25 protein-coding genes are annotated in these 24598 nt (G+C 71.6%); 18 read left to right on the top strand and 7 right to left on the bottom strand.

Features of this window, described 5'->3' with window-relative positions; all coding sequences use genetic code 11:
* The first annotated feature begins 319 nt into the window (after positions 1 to 319).
* The gene (locus tag F7Q99_RS02750; RefSeq protein ID WP_153459911.1) at positions 320 to 1444 is read left to right on the top strand and encodes an alpha/beta hydrolase; all 1125 of its coding nucleotides are present in this window, start codon (positions 320 to 322) and stop codon (positions 1442 to 1444) included.
* Positions 1445 to 1558: 114 nt separating this feature from the next.
* On the opposite strand, the gene F7Q99_RS02745 is transcribed toward F7Q99_RS02750, so the two are convergent.
* Positions 1559 to 2044 carry a universal stress protein gene (locus F7Q99_RS02745; protein WP_153459910.1) on the bottom strand — a complete coding sequence of 162 codons (486 nt, stop codon included), beginning with the start codon at positions 2042 to 2044 and terminating at the stop codon, positions 1559 to 1561.
* Between the two features lie 295 nt (positions 2045 to 2339).
* Here F7Q99_RS02745 and F7Q99_RS02740 point away from each other — a divergent pair, with 295 nt between their 5' ends.
* The 6 genes from F7Q99_RS02740 to dmpI all read left to right on the top strand — a co-directional run bounded on the left by F7Q99_RS02740 (position 2340) and on the right by dmpI (position 6469).
* A complete protein-coding gene (locus F7Q99_RS02740) occupies positions 2340 to 2513 on the top strand; it encodes a hypothetical protein (RefSeq protein ID WP_153459909.1) in 174 nt (57 codons plus the stop codon).
* A gap of 33 nt (positions 2514 to 2546) precedes the next feature.
* Positions 2547 to 3899, top strand: coding sequence for a diaminopimelate decarboxylase (lysA, locus tag F7Q99_RS02735; RefSeq protein WP_153459908.1), 1353 nt, complete (start codon positions 2547 to 2549; stop codon positions 3897 to 3899).
* Positions 3900 to 3990: 91 nt separating this feature from the next.
* On the top strand, positions 3991 to 4506 hold the full coding sequence (locus tag F7Q99_RS02730; protein WP_153459907.1) for a DinB family protein: 516 nt from the start codon (positions 3991 to 3993) through the stop codon (positions 4504 to 4506).
* A 320-nt stretch (positions 4507 to 4826) separates the two neighbouring features.
* On the top strand, positions 4827 to 5189 hold the full coding sequence (locus tag F7Q99_RS02725; protein WP_153459906.1) for a hypothetical protein: 363 nt from the start codon (positions 4827 to 4829) through the stop codon (positions 5187 to 5189).
* A gap of 101 nt (positions 5190 to 5290) precedes the next feature.
* Positions 5291 to 6187, top strand: coding sequence for a LysR family transcriptional regulator (locus F7Q99_RS02720; RefSeq protein ID WP_153459905.1), 897 nt, complete (start codon positions 5291 to 5293; stop codon positions 6185 to 6187).
* 99 nt (positions 6188 to 6286) lie between these two features.
* Positions 6287 to 6469 (top strand): 4-oxalocrotonate tautomerase DmpI, encoded by a 183-nt coding sequence (gene dmpI, locus F7Q99_RS02715; protein WP_153459904.1) that lies wholly within the window; start codon positions 6287 to 6289, stop codon positions 6467 to 6469.
* A gap of 56 nt (positions 6470 to 6525) precedes the next feature.
* Here the strand turns inward: dmpI and F7Q99_RS02710 are convergent, their stop codons facing one another.
* Positions 6526 to 6729: a DUF397 domain-containing protein gene (locus F7Q99_RS02710; protein WP_153459903.1), complete on the bottom strand. Its 204-nt coding sequence runs from the start codon at positions 6727 to 6729 to the stop codon at positions 6526 to 6528.
* Entirely contained in the window at positions 6729 to 7721 is a 993-nt protein-coding gene (locus tag F7Q99_RS02705) for a helix-turn-helix domain-containing protein (protein ID WP_230210141.1), read from the bottom strand. The genes F7Q99_RS02710 and F7Q99_RS02705 overlap by 1 nt, the downstream gene beginning before the upstream one ends.
* A gap of 125 nt (positions 7722 to 7846) precedes the next feature.
* Between F7Q99_RS02705 and F7Q99_RS02700 the strand changes: the two genes are divergently transcribed.
* The 7 genes from F7Q99_RS02700 (at position 7847) to F7Q99_RS02670 (ending at position 14664) form a co-directional block, all read left to right on the top strand.
* The gene (locus F7Q99_RS02700) at positions 7847 to 8275 is read left to right on the top strand and encodes an ATP-binding protein (RefSeq protein WP_230210140.1); all 429 of its coding nucleotides are present in this window, start codon (positions 7847 to 7849) and stop codon (positions 8273 to 8275) included.
* Entirely contained in the window at positions 8272 to 8547 is a 276-nt protein-coding gene (locus tag F7Q99_RS02695; RefSeq protein ID WP_153459902.1) for a hypothetical protein, read from the top strand. Before F7Q99_RS02700 ends, F7Q99_RS02695 begins: the two co-directional genes overlap by 4 nt.
* A gap of 176 nt (positions 8548 to 8723) precedes the next feature.
* Positions 8724 to 10067: an ABC transporter substrate-binding protein gene (locus F7Q99_RS02690; protein ID WP_153459901.1), complete on the top strand. Its 1344-nt coding sequence runs from the start codon at positions 8724 to 8726 to the stop codon at positions 10065 to 10067.
* Positions 10064 to 10999, top strand: coding sequence for a carbohydrate ABC transporter permease (locus F7Q99_RS02685; protein WP_153459900.1), 936 nt, complete (start codon positions 10064 to 10066; stop codon positions 10997 to 10999). Before F7Q99_RS02690 ends, F7Q99_RS02685 begins: the two co-directional genes overlap by 4 nt.
* Positions 10996 to 11841, top strand: a complete 846-nt coding sequence (locus tag F7Q99_RS02680; RefSeq protein WP_326846180.1) for a carbohydrate ABC transporter permease — start codon at positions 10996 to 10998, stop codon at positions 11839 to 11841. Before F7Q99_RS02685 ends, F7Q99_RS02680 begins: the two co-directional genes overlap by 4 nt.
* A gap of 2 nt (positions 11842 to 11843) precedes the next feature.
* Positions 11844 to 13556: a glycoside hydrolase family 36 protein gene (locus F7Q99_RS02675; protein WP_153459899.1), complete on the top strand. Its 1713-nt coding sequence runs from the start codon at positions 11844 to 11846 to the stop codon at positions 13554 to 13556.
* Positions 13557 to 13635: 79 nt separating this feature from the next.
* Positions 13636 to 14664 carry a LacI family DNA-binding transcriptional regulator gene (locus F7Q99_RS02670; RefSeq protein WP_153459898.1) on the top strand — a complete coding sequence of 343 codons (1029 nt, stop codon included), beginning with the start codon at positions 13636 to 13638 and terminating at the stop codon, positions 14662 to 14664.
* Here F7Q99_RS02670 and F7Q99_RS02665 read toward each other — a convergent pair.
* On the bottom strand, positions 14661 to 15503 hold the full coding sequence (locus tag F7Q99_RS02665) for a DeoR/GlpR family DNA-binding transcription regulator (protein WP_153459897.1): 843 nt from the start codon (positions 15501 to 15503) through the stop codon (positions 14661 to 14663). The two genes, F7Q99_RS02670 and F7Q99_RS02665, sit on opposite strands and share 4 nt — an antisense overlap.
* Positions 15504 to 15709: 206 nt before the next feature.
* On the opposite strand from F7Q99_RS02665, the gene galT reads away from it, so the two are divergent.
* Positions 15710 to 16813 (top strand): galactose-1-phosphate uridylyltransferase, encoded by a 1104-nt coding sequence (galT, locus tag F7Q99_RS02660; RefSeq protein ID WP_153459896.1) that lies wholly within the window; start codon positions 15710 to 15712, stop codon positions 16811 to 16813.
* Between the two features lie 17 nt (positions 16814 to 16830).
* Here galT and F7Q99_RS02655 read toward each other — a convergent pair whose 3' ends face one another.
* On the bottom strand, positions 16831 to 18051 hold the full coding sequence (locus F7Q99_RS02655; RefSeq protein ID WP_326846179.1) for an IS110 family RNA-guided transposase: 1221 nt from the start codon (positions 18049 to 18051) through the stop codon (positions 16831 to 16833).
* Positions 18052 to 18290: 239 nt separating this feature from the next.
* On the opposite strand from F7Q99_RS02655, the gene galK reads away from it, so the two are divergent.
* Positions 18291 to 19415, top strand: coding sequence for a galactokinase (galK, locus tag F7Q99_RS02650; protein WP_153459895.1), 1125 nt, complete (start codon positions 18291 to 18293; stop codon positions 19413 to 19415).
* A gap of 190 nt (positions 19416 to 19605) precedes the next feature.
* Here the strand turns inward: galK and F7Q99_RS02645 are convergent, their stop codons facing one another.
* Complete coding sequence (locus F7Q99_RS02645; protein ID WP_153459894.1) at positions 19606 to 20226, bottom strand: L-threonylcarbamoyladenylate synthase; 621 nt, start codon at positions 20224 to 20226, stop codon at positions 19606 to 19608.
* 94 nt (positions 20227 to 20320) lie between these two features.
* Between F7Q99_RS02645 and F7Q99_RS02640 the strand changes: the two genes are divergently transcribed.
* A complete protein-coding gene (locus tag F7Q99_RS02640) occupies positions 20321 to 21679 on the top strand; it encodes a cytochrome P450 (protein WP_153459893.1) in 1359 nt (452 codons plus the stop codon).
* Here F7Q99_RS02640 and F7Q99_RS02635 read toward each other — a convergent pair.
* Positions 21646 to 22059 carry a Fur family transcriptional regulator gene (locus F7Q99_RS02635; RefSeq protein ID WP_153459892.1) on the bottom strand — a complete coding sequence of 138 codons (414 nt, stop codon included), beginning with the start codon at positions 22057 to 22059 and terminating at the stop codon, positions 21646 to 21648. The two genes, F7Q99_RS02640 and F7Q99_RS02635, sit on opposite strands and share 34 nt — an antisense overlap.
* A gap of 204 nt (positions 22060 to 22263) precedes the next feature.
* Here F7Q99_RS02635 and katG point away from each other — a divergent pair, with 204 nt between their 5' ends.
* Complete coding sequence (katG, locus tag F7Q99_RS02630) at positions 22264 to 24492, top strand: catalase/peroxidase HPI (protein ID WP_153459891.1); 2229 nt, start codon at positions 22264 to 22266, stop codon at positions 24490 to 24492.
* Positions 24493 to 24598 lie beyond the last annotated feature (106 nt).

The following is a 24598-nucleotide window of genomic DNA, read 5'->3' as shown; positions in this document are numbered from 1 at the left end:
CCGGTCGGGCGTGGCGTGCTGGCGGCGGGTTGACGTGACGCAACGGCGTCCTCTCGGTGCACGTCCCGGCGCCCGCAGCAAGCAGCTGATAACTCGTCAGATATGCCCCATCAATGGGTAGTTCGCCATCTGGCGGAGGCGTCTCGCGTGCCCTTTCAAGCCGCCGAAAGCATAGCCTGCGACCCGACCCATCTTCTACATCCTTGTCGAACTTCTAGCGCGCGTGACCGGGATCACGCCGGGTGGCCACTCGATCGCTCTGCGGTGAGGAGCGCCGACCCGGGCCGGTGGGTCACAGTGGTAGGGGAGGCCGGGACCCATGGGACTCACCAGTCACAAGCTGCTGGCGCTGATGGCACTGTTCGCGGTGTCCACGGTGCTCGGCACCCTGTGGGTCTGGCCCAAGCTCGCCGTGCGCAGCTGGCCCGCGATGTTCCTGCGGCTCGGCACCATCCTGCTCACCCAGCTCGCCCTGCTCGCCACGCTCGGGCTCGCCGTCAACGACTACTTCGTGTTCTACAGCAGCTGGTCCGACCTGTTCGGGCACGAGCGCGGCACCGGGGTCGTCCAGGGCGCCGGCCCCGGAGGGCCCACCGGCGTCCAGGTGCTCGGCACGGCGGAGATCACCGGCGCCGGATCGGCGAGCCGGGATCCGGCCCAGATCGGGCGGCTCGACAGGGTCCGCATCCCCGGCGGCACCACCGGGCTCAGCACCGACGGGTACGTCTACCTGCCGCCTCAGTACTTCCAGCCGGGCAACGAGGGCAGGCACTTCCCGGCCGTCCTCGTCATGACCGGCTTCCCCGGCGACGCCACCAACCTCGTCACCAAGCTGCGCTACCCCGCCACCGAACTCGACCTCCTGCGCAGGGGCACGATGAAGCCCACCGTCCTCGTGCTGATGCGGCCCTCGCCGTCGATGCCCCGGGACAGCGAGTGCGAGGACATCCCGAACGGACCGCAGGCCCAGACCTACTTCACCACCGACGTGCCGGCCGACCTGCGCGCCTCCTACCGGGTGCTGGGAGGAACGGGCAGCGTCGGCGTGATGGGTGACTCGACGGGCGGCTACTGCGCGCTGAAGCTCGGCATGGAACACCCGCAGACCTTCTCCGCGGTCGTCTCGCTCTCCGGCTACCTCAAGGCCGCCGAGGACGTCACGACCGGCGATCTCTTCGCCGGCAGCCAGCAGCGCCGCAACGAGGCCGACATGGCCTGGCGCCTCGCCCATCTGCCCGTGCCCGCGCTCAACGTCCTCCTCGCCGACAGCAAGGAGGACGGCCGCACCTACGCCGACTCCAGCGCCTTCGCCGCCGGCGCCCGGCCCCCGCTGGTCGTCGCACAGGCCACCGTCGACAAGGGCGGCCACAACTTCACCACCTGGAACCGCCTGCTGCCCCCGTCGCTGACCTGGCTGAGCGTCCACCTGGACGACCCGTCCTGACGGCGCGCCCCTGGCATGCCGTTGCCCCGCCCGCGGGGGGATCGGGCGGGACAACGGCGGATCGGGGCGTTAGGCGGGTCTCGGCAGGCGTCGGGTTTCGAGGGCGCGCGGGTGTCAGCGGGCGAGGAGGGGGAGTGGGGCGCCGGTGCGGGCGGGGAGTTCGAGGCGGGTGAGCAGCTCGGACGGGGACACCTCGACGACCCGGCAGCCGGCCCGCTGGCGGCAGTGGCGGGCGACCGAGGGGCGCCGTAGCCGGTCGAGGCGGCGGCGGGCGGACGTGCCGAGGACGAGCAGGTCGTCCGGGCCGGTGACGGCGCCGACCAGGGCGGGCCCGGGTTCGGCGTTGACCACCAGGGGGCGGATGACCAGACCGGACGGGTAGCCGCCGTAAGCCTGGTCGAAGGCGATGTCGAGGCGTCGCCGGGCGCCGTGTTCGAGCTCGGACAGGGGCCGCAGCCCGTCCCGGTCGTTCGGCCTCCAGGCGGCGACCGGCACGAGGGTGGCCCTGTGCCGGGCGGCCTCTCCGACGGCGAGGTACAGGGCGGCGAGACTGCTCAGTGATCCGCTCAGGCCGACGATCACTCGGGTGGTCCCGGTCATGGCCGTTCGCCTCCGCGTGGTTCCGGGTTCTCGGTTCCGTCGTATCCAGTGAACCCCGGAACCATCTCGTCCGCGCCGCCGCTGACGCGGTCATGACGCCCGCGGCCCGCTTCTTGACGGCCCCCTGACGGCCCGCCGTTCGGGACGGGCCAGCGTCGGGGGAATGTCAGGGAGCCGTCAAAGTCCGCCCCCGATCCGTAGGCCGCGCGTCAAGGACGGGTGCCATCGGTGCGCGGAGGGTCTCCACTGGAACCGAGGGCCGTGAACGACGGCCCCGAGACCCGAGGAGCTCGCAGTGACCACCGCCACCATCGACGTCGACCAGCCGCCGGAGCGGACGATCCGTCTGCTGCCCACCGCCGGACGCCAGGACAGCCCCGAGCCGCCCGAACCGGCCCCTGCGGCGGCGGCCGACCGCGACCGCACCCGCCCGGCGCACTGCCGGTTCGCTATGCACTTCGAAGACTGACCACCCGCTCGACGTTCCCTGGGAGTTGCCGCCATGACCCAGCTGACCGCCCCTCCCGCCTCGACCGCTGCCGTCGGTGCGCACGACGCGCTCGGCTCGCCCTGGCCGGCCTCGGCGCGGCCCGGCCCGGGCGGGGACCTGCTGGTCGGCGGGGTGGGCCTGGCGGAGTCCGCCGAGCGGTTCGGCACGCCCCTGTACGTCCTGGACGAGGCCGAGGTGCGGGCCCGCGCCCGCGCGTACCGGCGGGCGCTGCCCCACGCCGACGTGCTGTACGCGGCCAAGGCCTTCCTGTGCAGCGCGATGGCCGACTGGGTGGCCGAGGAGGGCCTGGGCCTGGACGTCTGCTCCTCCGGTGAGCTGTGGCTGGCCGTCTCGGCCGGGTTCCCGGCGCAGCGGATCCTGCTGCACGGCAACGCCAAGTCCCCGGCGGAGCTGCGACTGGCCCGGCGGCTGCGGGTGGGCCGGATCGTCATCGACGGCCCGGCGGAGATCGCCCGGCTGGCCGCGCTGGTGGCCGCCGACACCCCGCAGAAGGTGCTGGTCCGGGTCGTGCCCGGGATCGCGGCCGGCCATCACGCGGCGGTACGGACGGGCGTCGGCGGCCAGAAGTTCGGCTTCCCGATCGACGGCGGTGACGCGGCCCACGCGATCGCCCGGGTGCTCGACCAGCCCGGACTCGAACTGGTGGGACTGCACTGCCACTTGGGCTCGCAGATCACCGAGGTCGGGCCGTACCTGGAGGCGGTGGACGCGCTGGTGCGGCTGATGGTCGAGGTGCGCGACCGGCACGGTGTCGAGCTGCCCGAGCTGGACCTCGGCGGCGGCCACGGCATCCGCTACCTGCCGGGCGATGAGGAGTTGGGTCTCGCCGAGTTCGCCGTCCGGGTGACCGACCGGCTGGCGGTGCGCTGCGCGGAGTCGGATCTGGAGGTGCCACGCCTGCTGGTCGAGCCGGGCCGCGCGGTGGCCGGGCCGGCGGGGGTGGCGGTGTACCGGGTGCTGTCGGTGAAGCATGGTTCGGACGGCCGCTGCTTCGCGGCGGTGGACGGCGGGATGAGCGACAACCCGCGCCCGGCGCTGTACGGATCGCCGTACAGCGTGCGGTTGGTGGGGCGGAGGTCGGAGGCGGGTGCGGCCCGGGTGGACGTGGTCGGTCGCCACTGCGAGGCCGGGGACGTGCTGGTCCGCGACGCCGTCCTGCCCGCCGACCTGCGCCCGGGCGATCTGCTGGCCGTGCCGGCGGCCGGGGCGTATCAGCTGTCGATGGCGTCGGGCTACAACCTGGTCGGCCGCCCGGCCGTGGCTGCGGTGCGGGACGGTCGCGCCCGGCTGCTGATCCGGCGTGAGACGGTCGAGGACTTCCGCCTGCGCGAGGTCGGGCGCTGAGGAACCGGGCGATCACCGCGTGGGAGTGCGGCCAGGGCTGTCCCGTAAATCCAGCTGCGTCCTCCCGACTGTCCCGGTAGCGTGCGCCGGTATGGCATCGGAACTGGAACGCCCCCCGCTCCAAGCGGACGAACGGACCGCGCTCGTAGGCTGGTTGGACCTGCAGCGGCAGATCTTGCGCTGGAAGTGCGAGGGGCTGGACGACGAGGACGCGCACCGCTCGGTCATCCCGACCTCACCAGCCATGACGATGGCCGGTCTCGTCTCCCATATGCGCTGGACCGAGCACATATGGCTGGAGGTGTTGTTCCTCGGCGGTGACAAGAAGCAGAACCCGTCGTGCGACGAGTCGAGCGACGACGCCGACTGGCACACCGACGGTCGCCCCCTCGCCGAGCTCCTCGCGGAGTACGAGGCCCAGTGTGCCCGCAGCAACGAGATCGTCGCCGCGGCCTCCCTGGACGATGTCGGCCGCCACCCCGACTTCCGCGCCGGCAGCGCCAACCTCCGTTGGATGCTGATCCACCTTGTCGAGGAGACCGGGCGGCACGCGGGGCACGCGGACATCGTCCGGGAGCTTCTCGACGGCACGAAGGGGTACTACTAGAGGTCGGTCCCGACATGAGGGCACCCCGTACCTGCTGGTGGTGGGTGAGATGAGCTCGGCGTGCCTGCTGTGATCACGGCGACGGAGTCGTCCCGGACAGGCCCGTTCACCGGGTTGAGTCCGGGAGACTTCGCCAAGCTCATGACCGTGCTGCGCATACTGGCGCACCCATCTGACGCCCCGCCGGCGTTACGGGTCAGCCCTTAGCATGAAGCATGGAATCGAACATCACACGTTCTGCGGCGGCTTGGTCCGGACAGCGGGCGAAGGTTCTGGTCTTCCTGTTGGGTGCCGCGGCCGTCGGCTGGACTGTGGTCGCGATGAGCGTGCACACACCCGATCCGGCCGCGCTCGACCCTGACGGTGTGACCGATGCCGCCCTGGCCCGGATGGGTGCTGCCGTGATGGCCGCCGTCGCGGCAGTGGCAGCCTTGCTCTGGGGGCGCCACCAGGTGACCGCGCGCCGTCCGGGGAGCGGCGGGGGTTGGGCGCGGGCGGCGTTCGCCGTCTCCGCTGTCCACTTGGTGCCCAACCTTGCGGTGATCGCGCTCGCCTCGTGGGGCTGGCAGGCCCCGCTGATCGCGTTCACATGCGCGGTGGTCACCTGCGGTGTTCAGGAGGCCGCCGCGGCGACGGCACCAGGTGGCGACCGGGCGGGCCGGCCTTCCCCGACGTTCGACTGACGAGCCGAAGCGCTGCGCCCTGCGGCAGGTTCTGGCGCGCCCGTCGCCGCACGTCCCGGCCTGCGACCATGGGTCGTCGGCATATCGAGCAGGGGGACCGCATGGAGCTACGGCAGCTGCGCTGCTTCGTCGCCGTCGCCGAGGAACTGCACTTCGGCCGGGCCGCCGAGAAGCTGCTGCTCGGCCAGCCCGCCGTGAGCCAGCAGGTCCGGCGTCTGGAGCGGGAGTTGAAGGTCGAGTTGTTCGACCGCTCGCCCCGGTACGTCCGGCTGACCCCGGCCGGTGAGCACTTCCTGCCCGCCGCCAGGGACGTACTGGCCGCCGAGGACGCCGCCCGCGCCCTCGCCGCCGATCTGGCCGCACCCGCCGTGCTCCGGCTCGGCACCGTCACCGGGCTCGGTGAGAGGCTCGACCTGATCCTGGACACCTACCAGCGACGGGCCCCCGGCGTGCGCGTCGAACTTCATTCCACCCCGGTACGGGAACGGCTCGCCCGGCTGGCGGACGGCCGCCTCGACGCCGCCTTCGTGCGCGGTGCCATCGCCGGGAGCAGCGCCGATCTCCGTTTCCTGCCCGTCTGGCAGGACGAGTTGGTGCTCGCGCTGCCCGCCCGGCACGCCCTCGCCGACCAGCCCGAGATCGAACTCGCGGAACTCGCCGCCCTGCCACTCCGGCTGACCGAACGCCGCAACCACCCGGCGCTGGTGGACCTGGTGATGGACGCCTGCGCGCAGGCCGGCTTCCGGCCGATCCTCGGCCCGGCCCACAGCACCCTGCAGGACACCCTGGCCTCGATCGGCACCGGAACCCCGATGTGGACGGTGGTGTACGCCGCCAACGCCCGCATGATGAACGCCCGCCGGATCGCCTTCCGCCCCTGCCGAACCCCGCTGGCCCTGCCGACCTCGATCGCCGTACGGCGCTCCGCCCCGCTTCCCCGGCTGCTCCTGGAAGCCTGCCGCCAGACGACCCCGACCTGGGACGATCAGGATTCGTGATCGCTGCCAGAGCGATTCGGGTCTGGGTGCGGGCGGCCCGATCGGGTGGACTGTTCTCGGCCGGAAAGCCCGGCAGGAACACCCGGTTAGGAGCCGAAGATGCCGATCGTCACCATCCAGCAGGGCCCGCGCGAGGTCGAGCAGAAGCGCCAGCTGGTCAAGAAGGTCACCGACGCCTTCGTGGAGGCACTTGAGGTGCCCGCCGAGAGTGTGTTCGTGTGGATCCAGGAGTACCCGGCAGAGAACTGGGGCGCGGCCGGCAAGCTCACCGCGGATCGGTAGCCGGCTGGCAGGGCTGCGCGAGAAGTCGGCCGGGCCGACTTCTCGCGCACGTGCGTTCAGGCGTTGGGGAACTGGCCGGTCTTGATGCCGGTGACGAACGCAGTCCATGCGTCGGCGGGGAAGACCAGAGCAGGGCCGTTGGGGTCCTTCGAGTCCCGGACCGGGACGAGGTCGGCGAAGCCGTCGGCTACCTCAACGCAGTTTCCCTGGTCGCCGCTGAACGTGCTCTTCCGCCACGCCGTGCCCCGTTCGGTGTCCATCACTCAATTTCCTTTGCAATCCGCGCGATAAGTCGCCGTGACGGCCCGACATCAAGTGCTGCTGCTCGGAGTCGGTCAAACGCCTGGTCGTGGGCTGTAACGTCGTCATCCCGTTCGAGATAGAGGCTACTCGTCATGGCCTCCGTGTACACCACGTCGAGATCATTCCGGACGGGGAATTCCAGGATCACGAACGAGCCGAGCACTCCCGGATGGGCGCCGGCCTCGAACGGCACGACCTGCAAGGTGATATGTGGCTCCTTGGAGGCGGTGACGAGCTGTTGTAGCTGCTTGGCCATGACAGCTTTGCTTCCGACTACCCGCCGAAGTGCGGCCTCGTCCACGATTGCCCAGAGCTTCAGCGGCTCCTCTCGACGAAGAGCCGCGTTCTGCCGAGCCAGGCGCACATCGACCAGTGCATTGATCACCTCGGGCGCCGCCTCCGGTCGGAGCCCGCGAATCACCGCCCTCGCGTAGTCGGCGGTCTGGAGTAGTCCTGGGATGAGCGCCGACTCGAAGTTCCGGATCGACACGGCCTCCGCCTCGAAGCTGATGAACGAGGCGTATCGCTGTGAGATCACATCGGAGTACGGCTGCCACCACACCCGGCGCTTGCCCTCGCGCGCCAGCGTTGCAAGCGCTTCCCGGGTTGCTGGGTCAGTGACTTCGTAGACGTCGAGCAGTATCCCGACCTCGTTCGCCCGCACGCCATGGCGGCCGTTCTCCAGCCGGCTGACCTTGGACTGGTGCCAACTGAGCCGGGCTGCTACGTCGTCGACCTTGAGGTTGAGTCCCTCCCGGATCCTCCGCAGTTCCGCACCCAGCATTCGGCGGCGCACCGTCGGTGTTGCGGCCACGCTCCGACCTCCCCTCGTCGCGCTCTGTCGTCGAGCCACAGTCTGGCGTGGCGGAAGTGGTTTCGTCACATCAGATCTCAAAGAGCATATGCACTTTGCTGGATCGTGTTGCACGAAGAGGTAGGCAAGGAGCATGCTACGAAGCGTGGTGAACATCACCACACAGCGTGATCCTGATGGCTCATTGCTCGGGCATTCCCGTGCCTTTCGCCGCCCTTCGGATCGCGATCTTTCCCGCCACGCCCGGAGGAGGCCCCGCCATGCCCGGAATGCTGGAGAAGTCGCCAACCCCCGCAAGCGAGTACTCGTGCTGGCTGCCCATGCACCGAAAGTCCGTCGGGGTGGCCAGAGGGCTGCTCCGTTCCTTCCTCGCCGACCGTCCGGACGGCGAACTGTTCGTTGAAACCGGCGAGTTGGTGCTCAGCGAGCTCGTCACCAACGCGGTCCTCCACGCCAAGACCCCGTCCGGGCGGCTCATCTACATCCAGTTCGAACTCCACCCCGACGCCCTCCGCGTCGAAGTCCACGACGCCGACGCCACCCGACCCACGGCGCGCCCCTCCACCGAACACGACGAGGCCGGTCGTGGGCTCTGGTTGGTCTCCCAGCTCGCTGCCCGCTGGGGCTGCTGCCCCCGCGCGGGTGGCATCGGCAAGGCCATGTGGGCGCTGGTCGGAGGCGGGCAGTGAGCGCCGAACTTCCCTTCCCCGTCACGGTCGAGATCAAGGGCATCACCAAGGCCGCCACCTTCGCGAGGCTTCCCGACGCCCTCGACGCCGTCCGTACCAGCCTCGCTCAACTCCCGCTGGACGACGACCAGGCCGGCTACCTCGCCGACCTCTTCTCCCCGGCCTCTGCCGAACGGATCGCCCATCAGCTGGTCCAGGTCGGTGCGGTACGCGCGATCGCCTTCCTCGGGATCGAGCCCCACCCGATCTACCTGTGCCCGGCTCGCGAATGATCGGGCGGCACCCGTGCCGGGGAGTCCGGTAACGGAACGGTTGCGGAGCCCGCCCTCCGTGCGCCCAGGGGTTGACGGGGTGCGGAGGGCGGGCGTTTGCTGTCTCCGCCCCGTCCGAACCTGTTTGGTTCTGGTTTGTTTTGTGGATTTGAACGTTCAAACTCGGGAGGAATGCAATGTCACACCTTTCACGTCGTGATCTGCTCCGCGCCTCTGGGGCCGGCCTGCTGGCCCTGGCCACGGGCAGCGCTCTCGCGGCCTGCGGCTACTCCGGCTCCGGGAGCGCCTCGGGCGGGGACGCCGACACCGGCACGGTCACCGTCTGGTCCTGGGCCACGGCCGCCGCCGCTCTGCGCGGGGTCGTCCCGGCGTTCGAGAAGGACAACCCGGGCATCAAGGTCGACGTCCAGGACATCGGCAACCCGGCCATCTGGGACAAGATCACCGTGGGCCTCGCGGCCGGCGGCCAGGGCCTCGGCGACGTCCTGCACATCGGCTGCGACTACCTGCCCGGCTACCTGGAGAAGTTCCCCGGCGGCCTGGCCAACCTCTCCGAGTACGGCGCCGACTCCTACAAGGACAAGTTCGCCAAGGGCCTGTGGCCGGTTGTCACCGGCAAGGACGGCCATGCCTACGCGCTGCCCTGGGAGGTCAACCCGCTCGGCTTCTTCTACCGCAAGGACTACTTCGACAAGGCCGGGATCGACCCCGCCGGCCTCGCCACCTGGGACGACCTGGTCGCGGCCGCCGACCGGTTCAAGGCCGCCAACCCCGGCATCTCCCTCATCGGCATCAACAAGGCCGCCAACCCCGACCCCGACCTGGACTTCCTGCAGTCCCTGATGCAGCTCCAGGGCGCGTTCTACTTCGACCTCCAGGGCAGAATCACCTTCGGCTCGGAGCCGGACGTCCGCGCCCTCGCCACCGTCAAGCGGCTGGACGACGCCGGGCTGATCGCGGACGCCCCCGGAGACCAGGGCTGGGCCACCCTGATGAAGGCCGGCAGGCTCGCCGTCGCCCCGATGCCCGCCTGGGCCGCGCACTACCTGGAGACCAAGTTCGCCGACCAGAGCGGCAACTGGCGGCTCACCAAGCCCCCTGCCGTCATCGCCGGCGGCAAGCGCACCGCCCTGGTCAACTCCACCCACCTCGCCGTCGCCGCCTCCAGCCCGCGCCGCCGCGCCGCCTGGAAGTTCGTCGAGTACGCGCTCACCCGCACCGCCTCCGTGAACAGCATGTTCACCGCCGGCGGCGTCTTCCCCGCCCTCACCGAGGCCTACGCCGACCCGATGTACTCCGCGCCGAGCACCTTCTACGGCGGCCAGCCCGTCCTGAGGACCTTCGCCGACCTGGCCGTCGACGGCGGCGACCCCACCAACTACTCCGGCGACTACGCCCGTGCCCTCAAGCTCGCCAGCGACGCCCAGACCAAGGTCTTCCTCAAGGGCGGCGACCCGGCCGCCGTCCTCCAGGACGCCGCCAAGCAACTCGCCCAGCAGACCGGACGCAGCACCGCATGACCGCCGCCGCCGAGCCCGCCGCCCCGTCCGTCCCCCTTGCCGAGGAAGCCAGGCGGACGCACCGCAGCGCCCGGTGGCGCCGCACCGCCGTGCCGTACCTGCTGCTCGCTCCCGCCCTGATCACCTTCGGCGTGTTCAAGGCCTACCCGATCCTCGACTCGCTGCTGCTGTCCTTCACCACCGGCTCCGGCGCCGCCACCCGAGACGCGGGCCTCGCCAACTACCGCCGCCTGCTGGACGATCCGCTGTTCTGGACGGCCCTGCGCAACACCGCCGAGATCCTCGTCGTGCAGGTCCCGCTGATGCTCGGCCTGGCCCTGCTGATGGCCGCCGGCATCAACTCCGTCCTGGTGCGCTGGCGCGCCGTGTGGCGCCTCGGCGTCTTCATGCCCGCCGTCACCGGCCTGGTCGCCACCGGCGTGATGTTCGCCTTCCTGCTCAACACCGAGCACGGCGCCGTCAACTGGCTGCTCGACGCCGTCGGCCTGCCCGCCGTCGACTGGCTCGGCCGGCCGTTCTGGGCCCGGATGTCCGTCGTCCTGGTCCTCACCTGGCACTACACCGGCTACAACGCCGTCATCTACCTGGCCGGCCTGCAGGGCATCCCGAAGGAGCTGTACGAGGCGGCGATGGTCGACGGCGCCGGCCCCGTCCGGCGCTTCACCGCGATCACCGTCCCGGCGCTGCGCCCGGTCCTGCTGTTCACCGTGGTCCTGTCCACCATCGGCACGCTCCAACTCTTCGACGAGCCCTACGTGCTGACCGGCGGCGGCCCGGACAACGCGACCCTCACCGTCTCTATGTACCTGTACCAGAACGGCTTCCGGTACTTCGACTTCGGCTACGCCTCCGCCGTCGCGTACGCGCTCACGCTGCTCGTGTCGGTGCTCGGCGCGGTCCAGATGCGCCTGATGGGAGAGCGCGGGACGTGAACCCCGACAAGTCGTCGCACCTCAAGGAGCTGCGGGGCTGGCCGCTGACCTTCCTCCTGGCCGGCGTCACCGGCCTGTCCGTCGGCCCCTTCTACTGGCTGGTGATCGCCGCCACCCGCAAGGACACGGAGATCTTCGACTGGCCGCCGAAGCTGCTGCCCGGCGGCGACCTCGGCGACAACCTCGACCGCCTCCAGCGCCGGATCGGTCTGCTCAGGGTGGTCGGAAACTCCCTGCTGGTGGCGGGAGTCCAGACGGTCGGCGCGCTGGTCGTCGCGCTGCTGGCCGGGTACGCCTTCGCCAAGTTCCGCTTCCGCGGCCGTACCCTGCTGTTCGCGCTGCTGCTCTCCACCCTCGTGGTGCCCGAACAGGTCATGCTGGTACCGCTGTTCAAGATGATGACGGACCTCGGCCTGCTCGACACCTACCAGGCCATCATCCTGCCCGGCCTGTGCGTGCCCTTCGCCGTCTTTCTGATGCGGCAGTCGCTCACCAGCCTGCCCGACGAACTCCTGGACGCCGCCCGGGTCGACGGCGCGGGCGAGCTCCGGGTGCTGTGGAACGTCGTCGTGCCGGTCATGCGGCCGGTGCTGGCAGCCCTGGCGATCTTCCTCTTCCTGGGTTCCTGGAACCAGTTCGTCTGGCCGCTGGTCGCCCTGCGCAGCCCCGACATGCACACCCTGCCCGTCGCCCTCGCGACCCTGCACGGCAACCAGAGCACCACCGACTACGGCGCGATTCTCTCCGGCACCGCGCTGTCCACCCTGCCCATGATGGCCCTGTTCCTGCTCCTCCAGCGGCAGTTCATCTCCGGCCTGCTGGCCGGTGCGACGAAAGGCTGATCATGACCGACATCTGGGAGCCGCACGCCCCCGCCGCCGTCGGCGACCTGCGCCCGCTCCACGCCGAGGGCCTGGACCTGCGGGTCAGCGGCGCGGCGACGGCCCGCGCGGCGGGTGACGGCCTCGTCGAGGTGACCGCGGCCGGCGACGGCGACGTCCGGATCGAGTGGCGGGTGCCCTGCGTCGACGCCACCGCCTTCTGGACGCCCGAACCGCGCGGCACCGGCCGGCTGCCCGCCGCCTGGAGCGCCCCGCGCCGCACCGGCCTCGCGGGCGGCGCCCCGATCGCCGCCCTGGTCGGCACCGGCGACGTCGCGATCTGCGCCTTCGCCGCCGAGCGCCCCGACGTGCTGGCCGGCGCCGGGGTGGTCGAGGAGACCGGCGACTTCCGGTTCTGGGCCCAGGCCGCCGGCCGGCTCACCGTCCGCATCGACACCTCGCGCCGCCACTACGCCGCCTGCCTCGCCGACCTCGCCGCCTGGTGGCGCACCGGCCGCGAGGCCCACATCCCCGAGGCGGCCCGCCGACCCGCCTACTCCACCTGGTACTCGATGCACCAGGACGTCTCGCCGAAGGCCGTCGAGACGCAGGCCGCGCTCGGCAAGGAACTCGGCATGGACGTCGTCATCGTCGACGACGGCTGGATGACCGCCGACCGCACCCGCGGCTACGCGCACTGCGGCGACTGGGAGCCCGTCTCCCTCCCGGACACCGCCGCCCACGTGCGACGCGTCCACGACCTCGGCATGCGGTACGTGCTCTGGTACGCACTCCCGTTCATCGGCAGGGACAGCGCGGCCTTCGAGCGGATCGGCCGGTTCGCGCTCGCCGACGCCGCCCACATGGGCGCGATCGTCGCCGACCCCCGCTACCCCGAGGTCCGCGAGTTCCTGACCGGCAAGCTCGCCCGGGCCGTCGAGGAGTGGGGCATGGACGGGCTCAAGGTCGACTTCGTCGACTGGTTCGCCCACCCCGAAGCGCCGGCCGCCGGTCCCGAGGCGGACTGCGAGAGCGTCGACGAGGGCGTCGAGCGGCTGCTGGCAGGGATCCGCCGACGGATCACCGCGGCCGACCCGGAGGCGATGATCGAGCACCGCCAGCCGTACGTCAGCCCCGGCCTGTGGCCGTACGTCACCATGATCCGGGCCACCGACTGCCCGCTCAGCCCGCACGAGAACCGGCAGCGCACCATCGACGTGCGGCTCGCCGCCGGGCCCGTCCCGGTCCACTCCGACATGCTGATGTGGCACCCGGCCGAGCCGCCCGAGCAGATCGCCTGCCACCTGATCAACGTGCTGTTCGCCGTCCCGCAGATCTCCGTCGACCTCGCCGCGCAGCGCCCGGAGCAGCGCGAGGCGATCGCGTTCTGGCTCGGTGTCTTCCGTGAGCACACTGGCACCCTGCAACTCGGCGACCTGCGCCCGGCCCGGCCGGACCTCGGCTACCCGATGGTCACCGCCACCGGCGGCGCCACCGCCGCGGTCGCCCGGTACGCGGCGCTGCCGGTGGACGCCTCCGGCGAGCACTGGCGCACCCTGCTGGTCGCCAACGCCGACGCCGACCCGGACGTCCGGCTGACCGGCGGCAGCGGCACCGCCGAGGCCACCGTCCAGGACGCCCGAGGGCGTATCGTCCGGCAGGGCGCGGTCGAGCTCGGCCGGGACGGCGTGATCCCCGTACCGCGCGGCGGGCTGCTGACCCTGCGCCGCCCGTGACCTGGACCCGGCCCTGAATCCGGATCCGGGCTGGGGCCTGGGCCTGGACCTGGACCTGACTGACCGCCTGGGAGAGCCGATGCCCGAGGGAACACACCGACCGCGCCGCGGCGCCACCACCATCGAGGAGGTCGCCCGCGCGGCCGGGGTGTCCCGGCAGACCGTCTCCAACGTGCTCAACGCCCCGCACCGGGTCCGCCCCGACACCCTGGAACGGGTGACCGCGGCGATCCGCGAACTCGGCTACCAGCCGGACCAGTCCGCCCGCTCGCTGCGCAGCGGCGCCCGGCGCACGATCGGCTACCTCGCGCCGGTGGACGACCCGTTCGACCCCAACCCGCTGATGGCCGGCTTCCTGGAGGCGCTGGTCGACGCGGCCGGGGCGCAGGGCCAGCGGGTGCTGCTGTTCCGCCCCGCGCCGGGCGCGGCCGACCCGCTGGCGGCCATCGACGAGCTGGTGGCGGCCCGCCAGGTCGACGGGCTGGTGCTGGCGGACGTGCTGCGCGACGACCCCAGGATCGGGCACGTCGTGCGTGCGGGCGTCCCGTTCACCACCTTCGGGCGGACGGGGCCGGGGGAGCCGCAGCACTGGGTGGACATCGCCAACGGCCCGGCGATGGCCACCGTGGTCCGGCACCTGGCCGAGCGCGGCCACCGGCGGATCGCGTATGTCGGAAGTGCCTGTGTCGGCGACAGCGAGAACCTGCCGTGGATGGCGGACCGCCGGGCCGGCTTCCTCGCCGAGGCGCATCGGCTCGGCCTGACGGCGGTCACCACCGCGCGGCCCGGCGTCGAAGCCGTCCGGGAGCTGCTGGCCGGGCCGGACCGGCCGACGGCCGTCGCGACGGGCAGCGACCTGCTGGCGCTGGACGTCTACGAGGCCGTCCGCGCCGAGGGCCTGACGGTCGGGCGGGACGTGGCGGTGACCGGCTTCCACGACACCCCGCTCTGCCGCCACCTGCACCCCGCGCTCACCTCCGTCCGGCTGCCGCTGCGCGCGATCGCCGGCGCGCTGGTCGAGAGGCTGCTCGACCAGGTGCGCGGGGAGGCGCCGCGGGCCGCCGGGCTGGAGCTGCCCACCGACCTGGTGGTGCGGGCCAGTTCCTAGGGTTGGGCGTCCGAGCGGGTCTCCGGGCCGTTCTCCCCTGACGGCGCGACGATCAGTTCACCGACCAGGCGCTCGGCGGCGGCCCGGGCCTCGGCGGGCAGGGCGTCGTCGGTGACCAGCACGTCGAGCTGCTCCAGAGCGGCGAAGGAGGCCAGGCCGACGGCGTTCCACTTGGTGTGGTCGGCGACCACCACCACCCGGCGGGCGGACTGCAGGAAGGCCCGGTTGGTCTCCGCCTCGGCCAGGTTCGGGGTGGTCAGCCCGGTCTCCGCGGACAGGCCGTGGCAGCCGAGGATCAGCACGTTGACGTGGAGCGAGCGGATCGCCTGGTCGGCCACCGGCCCGACCAGCGCGTCCGAGGGCGTGCGCACGCCGCCGGTGCGGATCACCGTCGCGGTGGCGGGTGTGCCGTCCTCGTCGGGCTGTTCGAGGAGTTCGGCGATCCGAAGGGAGTTGGTGACCACGGTCAGGCCCTCGACGGCGCGCAGGTGCCGGGCGACGGCGAAGGTCGTCGTCCCGGCCGCCAGCCCGACCGCCGAACCGGGCGGCACCAGGGCGGCGGCGGTCCGGGCGATCGCCTCCTTGGCGGGCAGCTCCCAGTGCGCCTTGGTCTCGAACCCGGGTTCGCGGCTCAGCGGGGCCTCGATCCGCACAGCCCCGCCGTGCACCTTGTGCACCAGCCCGCGGCGGGCGAGGGCGTCCAGGTCGCGCCGGACGGTCATGTCGGACACTCCGAGGTCGCGCACCAGTTCCGTCACCCGGACCCCGCCCCGCTCCCGCACCTGCTCCAGGATCAATGCGCGCCGCTGCCCGGCGAGCGGTTGGGTGCTGTCGGCCATCGGACGGCCTCCTCGGGTCGGTGCGGCGCGGACGGCCACGATCACCGTCATCATGGCAGGCGGCGGACACTTCCGGACAGCCGTTCCTGTTGGATAGTGTTCGAGATTGTTGATTCACGTCGGATTCATCGCCGGATGAACTGCCGGATGAACTGCCGGATGCACCGTCGGACTTCACCGTCGGATCGAGGAGGAAGCAGAGGGCCATGGCCGGGACCGTCACCGAGCCCACCGCCAGGACCGTGACCACGCTCGCGGACGGCCGGGAGCTCATCTACTACGACCGCGGCGCCGCCGTCCCCCGGAACGCCGTCGACCGGCGCCCGCTCGACCCGCGGACCCCCGCCTCCCAGGTGCGGTTCGACCCCGTCACCGGCGACCACGTCACCATCGCCGCCCACCGGCAGGCCCGCACCTACCAGCCGCCCGCCGAGGAGTGCCCGCTCTGCCCCTCCCGGGACGGGCGGCTCAGCGAGATCCCCGCCGACGACTACCAGGTGGCCGTCTTCGAGAACCGGTTCCCGTCGCTGGCCGGCGCCCCGGTTGCGGCCGAGGTGGGCGGGGGCGGACTGTGGACGGCCGGGCCCGGCGCCGGACGCTGCGAGGTGGTCTGCTTCACCGCCGACCACGACGCCTCCTTCGCCGACCTTTCCCCCGAGCGGGCCCGCCTGGTGCTCGACGCCTGGACGGACCGCACCGCCGCCCTGTCCGCCCTGCCCGGTGTGGAGCAGGTGTACTGCTTCGAGAACCGCGGCGCCGAGATCGGCGTCACCCTCGCCCACCCGCACGGCCAGATCTACGCCTTCCCGTTCACCACCCCGCGCACCGCGCGAATGATCGGGCAGGCCGAGCGCCACCGCGCGGCCACCGGCCGCAACCTCTTCGACGACCTCGTCGCCGCCGAACGCGCGGACGGCGCAAGGGTGGTGCTGGCCGGCGAACACTGGACGGCCTTCGTCCCGTTCGCCGCGCGCTGGCCCTACGAGGTGCACCTCTACCCGCACCGCCGGGTGCCCGACCTCACCGCCCTCGACGAGGCCCAGCGCGCCGAGTTCCCCCGGCTCCACCTCGACCTGCTGCGCCGCTTCGACCGCCTCTTCGGCGGCGGACGCACCCCGTACATCGCCGCCTGGCACCAGGCCCCGGCTCGTCAGCGGGCCGAACTCGGCCTCCACTTGGAGCTGTTCACCATCCGGCGCGCCGCCGACAAGCTCAAGTACCTGGCCGGAGTGGAATCCGGCATGGACGCCTTCGTCAACGACGTCACCCCCGAGGACGCGGCCCGCCGGCTGCGGGAGGTAGCCCGATGAGTTTCCTGAGTCAACGCCTATGCCGCCAGGGCCGCCTCCGGGGCCGTTTTGGTCTTGCTGTTGGTCTGGTGAGTGGCGGGGTCGTAGCAGGTTCCGTCGCGCCAGCAGGCCCAGATCACTCGCAGCCAGGCGCGGGCGAGGATGCGGGTGGCGTGGGGGTGTCGCTTCTTGCGGGCCCGGGCGTCGTTGTAGATCTTCGCGGCCCAGTCGCTGCCGTGCCGGCTGTTGTCGGCGAACGTGGTGACGGCCAGGCGCGCCCGCCGGTTGGTGGCGAAGCGGAACGTCACGGTGTGGGACTTGCCGGAGGCGCGGGTGACCGGGACGACGCCGACTTCGGCGATGAACTGCTCGCAGGAATCCGCGCGTTCGAGGATCGGGCCGAGTTCGCCGATGATCTGTCCGAGGTTGACCGTGCCGATGCGTGGCATGCCCGCCAGCAGCGGCGCGTAGGGGTGGGCGGTGACCGCATCGGTGATGGCCCTGTCCAGCTCGCGGATCGTGGCGCGTATGCCGCGTACCAGATGGATTTGGACGCGGACCAGCGTGGCGACGGTGGCTTCGCCCAGGCGGGTCGCGGCGCTCGGGGCGGAGCGCATGCGCTCGATGAGCGCTTTGCCGGTGCGGCGGCCGGAGTAGCCGCGTCGCTTGCACCAGGCTTCCAGCTTGGCAGGGGTGAGCTTGGCGGCGGCCTGCGGGGTCGGGTAGCGGTCGAGGAACTCCAGCGCGATGTCGCTGTCGCGGTCGGCGAAGATCGCCTTGCCGCCGGGCCACAGCTGGTCGAGCTGGGCGTCGAGCTGGTTGACGGCGGCGACCCTGGCCTCGACGTGGTCGGCGCGCTGGCGGGTGAGGGCCTGGAGTTCCAGGGTCCTGGGGTCGGTGGGGGTGATACGTCGCAGCTGGTGGCCGTCGGTGCGCAGGTAGTCGGCGAGCTTGTGGCTGTCCCCGGCGTCGGTCTTGGCCTTGGAGGCGCCCCAGCGCGGGCGCATCGCGTGGAAGGCGTTGGGGTGGACCGGCACGACCGGGTGGCCGGCGGCCAGCAGCCGGTCCACGACCAGGCCGCGGGTGGTCTCGATCGCCACCGGCAGATCGGCAGGGTTCCCCAGCCTGCGAAGGCGCTTGAGCGTGGCGTCGATGCCCTGCTCGGTGTGCGTCAGTTCCCAGCGATCCGCGTGGGCGCCGGAGTTGTCCATGACGGTGACGTCGTGGGTCTCGGTCGCCCAGTCCCATCCGATGAACACGAAGGTCGTACTCCTGTGACGTCGACGGAGCACCTGCCCGGTTGTGAGGTCGTCTGCCGGGAGCTCATTAATCGGCCCTCTGCGGGGCGTGTCCCTGAAGCCGATCAGACGGCCTCGGCCCGGCGGGGCTGGCGTAACTCATCGTGGCCGACGAACGGCTCGCGCGACTGGCCATGCACCCACCGGGACCGAGAGGTCACAACCCTACCGAAGAGGGTTGCAGAAGGGATGGTCCTCTAATGAGCACGTTCACGGAGTTGTACGGCCGCGCCCCCGAGGGGGAGTGGGCCGCCCCCGGCCGGGTCAACCTGATCGGCGAACACACCGACTACAACCTCGGTTTCGTGCTGCCGATCGCCCTGCCGCAGACGGTCCGCGCCCAGGCCGGGCGGCGCGACGACGGGCTGCTGCGGCTGCACTCGACGCAGGGCGGTTCGGCCGAGGCGGCCGTCACTGACCTCGCCCCGGGCGGCGTCGCCGGCTGGGCCGCCTACCCGGCGGGGGTGGTGTGGGCGCTGCGCGAGGCCGGGCACGACGTCGGCGGCGCGGAGCTGTTCCTGGACAGCGACGTGCCGGCGGGAGCCGGGCTGTCGTCCTCGGCCGCGCTGGAGTGCGCGGTCGCCCTCGCGTACAACGACCTGTACGGGCTGGGGCTTTCGGCACCCGAGCTGGCGTTGCTCGCCCAGCGGGCGGAGAACGCGTTCGTGGGGGTGCCGTGCGGAATCATGGACCAGATGGCGTCCATGTGCTGCCGGGCGGGAGCGGCGCTGCACCTGGACAGTCATGACCTGACGGTACGTCAGGTACCTGTGGACCTGGCGGGCGCGGGCCTCGCGCTGCTCGTCCTGGACACCCGCGTCAAGCACGACCTCGGCGACGGCGCGTACGCCGCCCTGCGCGCCGGTTGCGAGCGGGCCGCCAGGCTGCTCGGCCTGCACTCCCTGCGCGACCTGGGGTTCGCCGACCTTCCGTCCGCACTGCCCCAACTGCCAGGCGAACTGAGGCCGTTGGTGCGGCATGTGGTCACCGAGAACGAGCGCGTGGAGGAAGCAGTCGCCCATCTGGACGCCGGCGACCTCGCCCCCCTCGGCCCGATCCTCACCGCAGGCCACGCCTCGTTGAGCGAGGACTACCGGGTCTCCTGCCCCGAGACCGACCTCGCCGTCGGCGCCGCGGTCGCAGCCGGAGCCCACGGAGCCCGCATGACCGGAGGCGGCTTCGGCGGCTCGGTCATCGCCCTGGTCGAAGCCCAAGCCGCCGACAAGATCGCCGCCGAAGTCACCACCGCCTTCCACGCGGCGGGCTACGCCACCCCGCGCACCCTGACCGCCGTCCCGTCGGAGGGCGCCCGCCGCATCGCCTGATGGCTGGTGCGGTCATGGAAGAACTCCCGTGCTTCCAAGGTGGTTCTCCGGGACCCAGGTTGATGCAGGCCTGGTTCGGCGCCACGGGCGCCGGCGAGGGTGAGGGCTGCCGGCGGCGCTCGCGACGCCGATCAGTGCGAGAACGCCTCGAAGGTGACGATGACCCCCGACCACGGGTGTGCCCGGCCCGTCACTCGAAGCGCGTGGGGTCGCCGGCCCCCCGCCGGACGATTTCCGGCCCGCCGCCGGAGAAGTCGACGACCGTCGTCGGTTCCGTGCCGCAGTCGCCCGAGTCCACCACGGCGTCCAGCAGATGGTCGAGCCGCTCCTTGATCTCCCAACCCTGTGTCATCGGTTCGTCCTCACCGGGGAGCAACAGGGTGCTGGAGACCAGGGGCTCACCGAGTTCGGCGAGCAGAGCCCTGGTGACGGCGTGGTCGGGGATCCTGACTCCCACCGTCTTCTTCTTCGGGTGCATCAGGCGGCGCGGAACCTCCTTGGTGGCAGGGAGGATGAAGGTGTAGCTGCCCGGCGTCGCCGCCTTGACGGCACGGAAGACGTTGTTGTCGAGCTGGACGAACTGCCCCAGCTGCGCGAAGTCCACGCACATCAGGGTGAAGTGGTGGCGCTCGTCGAGACGCCGGATCGACCGGATCCGCTCGAGCCCGTCGTGGTTGTCCAACCGACAGCCCAGGGCGAAACAGGAGTCGGTCGGGTACGCGATGAGGGCTCCGGACCGGAGACTGGCGGCCACGGTGCCGATGGTGCGCGGCTGGGGGGACTCTGGGTGCACGTCGAAGTACTTCGCCATTGGCCGACCCTACGGGATCCCGGCGACCGATGGGCGCAGCCGCGACATCCCGCGTTCTGGCAGGCCGCCGGGGCGCGGCGTACGGTCGGTCGGTATGGGCTTCGACCAGGCGCGGGTGAATCGGCTCTTCCTTCCCGAGACGTACGCCGAGGGTGTGCCGTACGGCCTGTTCCGTGAGCTGCGGGCTGCGGCGCCGGTCTGCTGGGTGGAGGAGCCGGCGGTGGGGGACTGGCCGGCCGGGCCCGGCTACTGGGCGGTGCTGCGGCACGCGGACGTGAAGCACGTGCTTCGCAGCCCGGAGGACTTCTCCTCACGCCTCGGCGCGACCCAGATCCGCGACCCCGACTCGGCGGCCGACCTGGACTTCGCCCGCACGATGATGCTCAACCAGGACCCGCCCGACCACTCCCGGCTGCGCCGGGCCGTCGCTGCCGCCTTCACCCCGCGTGCGCTGCACGAGCTGACCGTCGCCATCGAGAGTCGCGCGGCCGAACTCGTTGCCGCGATCCGTCCTTCGGGCGAGGCCGACTTCGTGCCGATCGCCGCTGATCTGCCCGTGTGGACGCTGGCGCGAATCCTGGGCGTGCCGGAGCAGGACCGGCAACTGCTGGTCGACTGGTCGAATCGCGTGATCGGTTACCAGGACCCCGATTACGCCGAGTCGAGTAGCGCCGACCCGTCTCAGCTGACCGACATGGGCCGTGCCGCGCTCGTCCGCCGCCCCGTTGCGCTCACCGCCCCCGACGGCCGCCCGGTCAACCCGCGCTCCCGGGCCGCCCTCGCCGACATGTTCGCCTACGCCCACGCGCTCGCCGAACAGCCACCGCCGGGCAGCATGGTCGCCCGCATGCGGGAGGCAGGACTGAGTGCTGCGGAGTTCGAGACGATGTTCTTCCTGTTCGGAGTCGCCGGCAACGAGACGCTGCGCAACGGCCTGCCCGGCGGTCTGTATTCCCTGCTCACCCACGCCGACCAGTACGGCCGGTTGTCCCGACGGCCCGATCTGATCCCTTCGGCGGTGGAGGAGTTGCTCCGGTTCTGGCCGCCCGTTCTGGAGTTCCGGCGGACCGCCACTCGGGACGTGATGTTGGCCGGGAAGCCGATCCGCAGTGGGGACAAGGTGGTCGTCTACCATGCCTCCGCCAACCGGGACGAATCGGTCTTCCCCGACCCGGACCGCCTGGACATCACCCGCACGCCGAACGACCACGTCAGCTTCGGGTTCGGTCCGCACTTCTGCGTGGGAGCGCGACTGGCCAGGATCCAGATGTCGGCCCTGATCCGCCGGATCGTCTCCGAGCTGCCCGGCCTGGAGCTCGCTTCGGGCGCGCCGCCGAAGCGACTGGTCTCCAACTTCCAGAACGGGCTCAAGTCGCTGCCCGTCCGCTGGAGGGCCGAGGGCGGGCCGGCCGGGAGCGGTCAGCCCGCGCAGGACGGGCAGAGCCCCCGGTAGGTGACCTCGGCCCCGGAGACGGTGAAGCCGAAACGCTGCTCGGCCGGCAGGTCGGCGACCGGGTCGCCGGCCGGGTGGACGTCGCGGATGGTGCCGCAGCCGGTGCAGATCAGGTGCTGGTGCGGGCGGTGGGCGTTCGGGTCGTAGCGTTTGGCGCGGCCGTCGGTGGAGACCTCGGTGACCTCGCCGAGCGACACCAGCTCGCCCAGGGCGTTGTAGACGGTGGCCCGGGAGATCTCCGGGAGCCGCTCCGTGGCGCGGGCGTGCACCTCGTCAGCGGTGAGATGGACGTGGTCGCCGTCGAGGACCTCCGCCACGACACGCCGCTGGGAGGTGAGGCGCCAGCCGCGCGCGCGCAGTCGCTCCAGCAGGTCACTCATATCGATTCACCTGTTCAGGTCATGGGAGAAGCCGGGAGTTTATCAACCGGTATCGGCGATATCCGGTTCCCGATCGGATATGGGTTTGGTGTCTTTCTTGACTTGGATTGCGTCCATCGTAGGATCGGCTCCGGCGATAGCCTAGGTAGCAGCACACTAGGTAGCGAAAGACACCGTGATCCGCCTGTCTAGGGAAGGATTCCCATGTCTGAGAACCACGATGCAACCGTCGTAGCGGCAGAGGCGGAGGGCACGGGCGGCTGCCCGGTGGTCCACGGGCGCGCGCCGCACCCCACCCAGGGCGGCGGGAACCGCCAGTGGTGGCCGGACCAGCTGAACCTCAAGATCCTCGCCAAGAACCCCGCCGTGGCCAACCCGCTCGGCGCGGACTTCGACTACGCCGCGGCGTTCAACACCCTCGACCTCCCGGCCGTCAAGCGCGACATCGCGCAGGTGCTCACCACCTCGCAGGACTGGTGGCCGGCCGACTACGGCAACTACGGCCCGTTCATCATCCGCATGGCGTGGCACAGCGCCGGCACCTACCGGATCCGCGACGGCCGCGGCGGCGCCGGCGGCGGCCAGCAGCGCTTCGCCCCGCTCAACAGCTGGCCCGACAATGCGAGCCTCGACAAGGCCCGCCGCTTGCTCTGGCCGGTCAAGAAGAAGTACGGCCGCGCCCTCTCGTGGGCCGACCTGATGATCCTGGCCGGCAACGTCGCCCTGGAGGACATGGGCTTCAGGACCTTCGGCTTCGGCGGCGGCCGCGTGGACGAGTGGGAGCCGGACGAGGACGTCTACTGGGGCCCGGAGACCACCTGGCTCGCCGACGAGCGCTACACCGGCGACCGCCAGCTGGAGAACCCGCTCGCCGCGGTCCAGATGGGCCTGATCTACGTCAACCCGGAGGGCCCCAACGGCAACCCGGACCCGATCGCCGCCGCCCGCGACATCCGCGAGACCTTCTACCGGATGGCGATGAACGACGAGGAGACCGTCGCCCTGATCGCAGGCGGTCACACCTTCGGCAAGACCCACGGAGCCGGCCCGGCGGAGAACGTCGGCCCCGACCCCGAGGCCGCCCCGATGGAGCAGCAGGGCCTCGGCTGGAAGAGCGCCTTCGGCACCGGCAAGGGCGCCGACGCGATCACCAGCGGCCTGGAGGGGGCCTGGACGCCCACCCCGGTGACCTGGGACAACTCCTTCTTCGAGACGCTGTTCGGCTACGAGTGGGAGCTCACCAGGAGCCCCGCCGGCGCCTACCAGTACAAGCCGAAGGACGGCGCCGGGGCGGACACCGTCCCCGACGCGCACGACCCGTCCCGGCGGCACGCCCCGACGATGCTGACCACCGACCTGTCGCTGCGCATGGACCCGGTCTACGAGCCGATCTCGCGGCGCTTCATGGAGCACCCCGAGGAGTTCGCCGACGCCTTCGCCCGGGCCTGGTTCAAGCTCACCCACCGCGACATGGGCCCGGTCGTCCGCTACCTCGGCCCCGAGGTGCCGAGCGAGCAGTTGCTCTGGCAGGACCCGCTGCCGGCCGTCAGCTACGCGCAGATCGACGCCGCCGACGTCGCCGCCCTCAAGGAGAGCGTCCTCGCCTCCGGCCTCACCGTCGCCCAGCTGGTCTCCACCGCGTGGGCCGCGGCCGCCTCCTTCCGCGGGAGCGACAAGCGCGGTGGCGCCAACGGCGGGCGGATCCGCCTCCAGCCGCAGGTCGGCTGGGAGGTCAACGACCCGGACCGGCTCGCGATCGTGCTGCGCACGCTGGAAGGCATCCAGCGGGACTTCAACGCCCGGTCCGGCGCCAAGCAGGTCTCGCTGGCCGACCTGGTCGTGCTGGCCGGCAGCGCGGCCGTCGAGCGGGCCGCCAAGGAGGCGGGCCACGCCGTCGAGGTGCCGTTCTCGCCCGGCCGGGTGGACGCCACGCAGGAGCAGACCGACGTGGAGTCCTTCGCCGCTCTGGAGCCCGCCGCGGACGGCTTCCGCAACTACGTCGGCAAGGGCAACCGGCTGGCGGCCGAGTACCTGCTGCTCGACAAGGCGAACCTGCTGAACCTGAGCGCCCCCGAGATGACCGTCCTCGTCGGAGGCCTGCGGGTGCTCGGCGCGAACCACCAGCAGTCCTCGTACGGCGTCCTCACCGAGACGCCCGGCGTCCTGACGAACGACTTCTTCGTCAACCTGCTCGACCTGGGCACCACCTGGAAGGCCACGTCCGAGGACGCGACGACCTTCGAGGGCCGCGACGCCGCCACCGGCGAGCTCAAGTGGAGCGGCACGCGCGCCGACCTCGTGTTCGGCTCGAACTCCGAGCTGCGCGCGCTCGCCGAGGTCTACGCGAGCGACGACGCCAAGGAGAAGTTCGTGACGGACTTCGTCGCGGCGTGGGTCAAGGTGATGAACCTGGACCGGTTCGACCTCGCCTGACCGTGACGTCCGGGCCGACCCGACCGGGTCGGCCCGGACGCCTGACACGGGCCCGGTGGCGTCACGCCCCCGGGCCCGTGTGCGTTCCCGGTGGGTGACCTCGGCT

This window comes from Streptomyces kaniharaensis, assembly GCF_009569385.1.
GTDB lineage: Bacteria > Actinomycetota > Actinomycetes > Streptomycetales > Streptomycetaceae > Kitasatospora > Kitasatospora kaniharaensis.
Note: the sequence above shows the minus strand (reverse complement) of the source record. Positions and strands in the feature narration are given on the sequence as shown.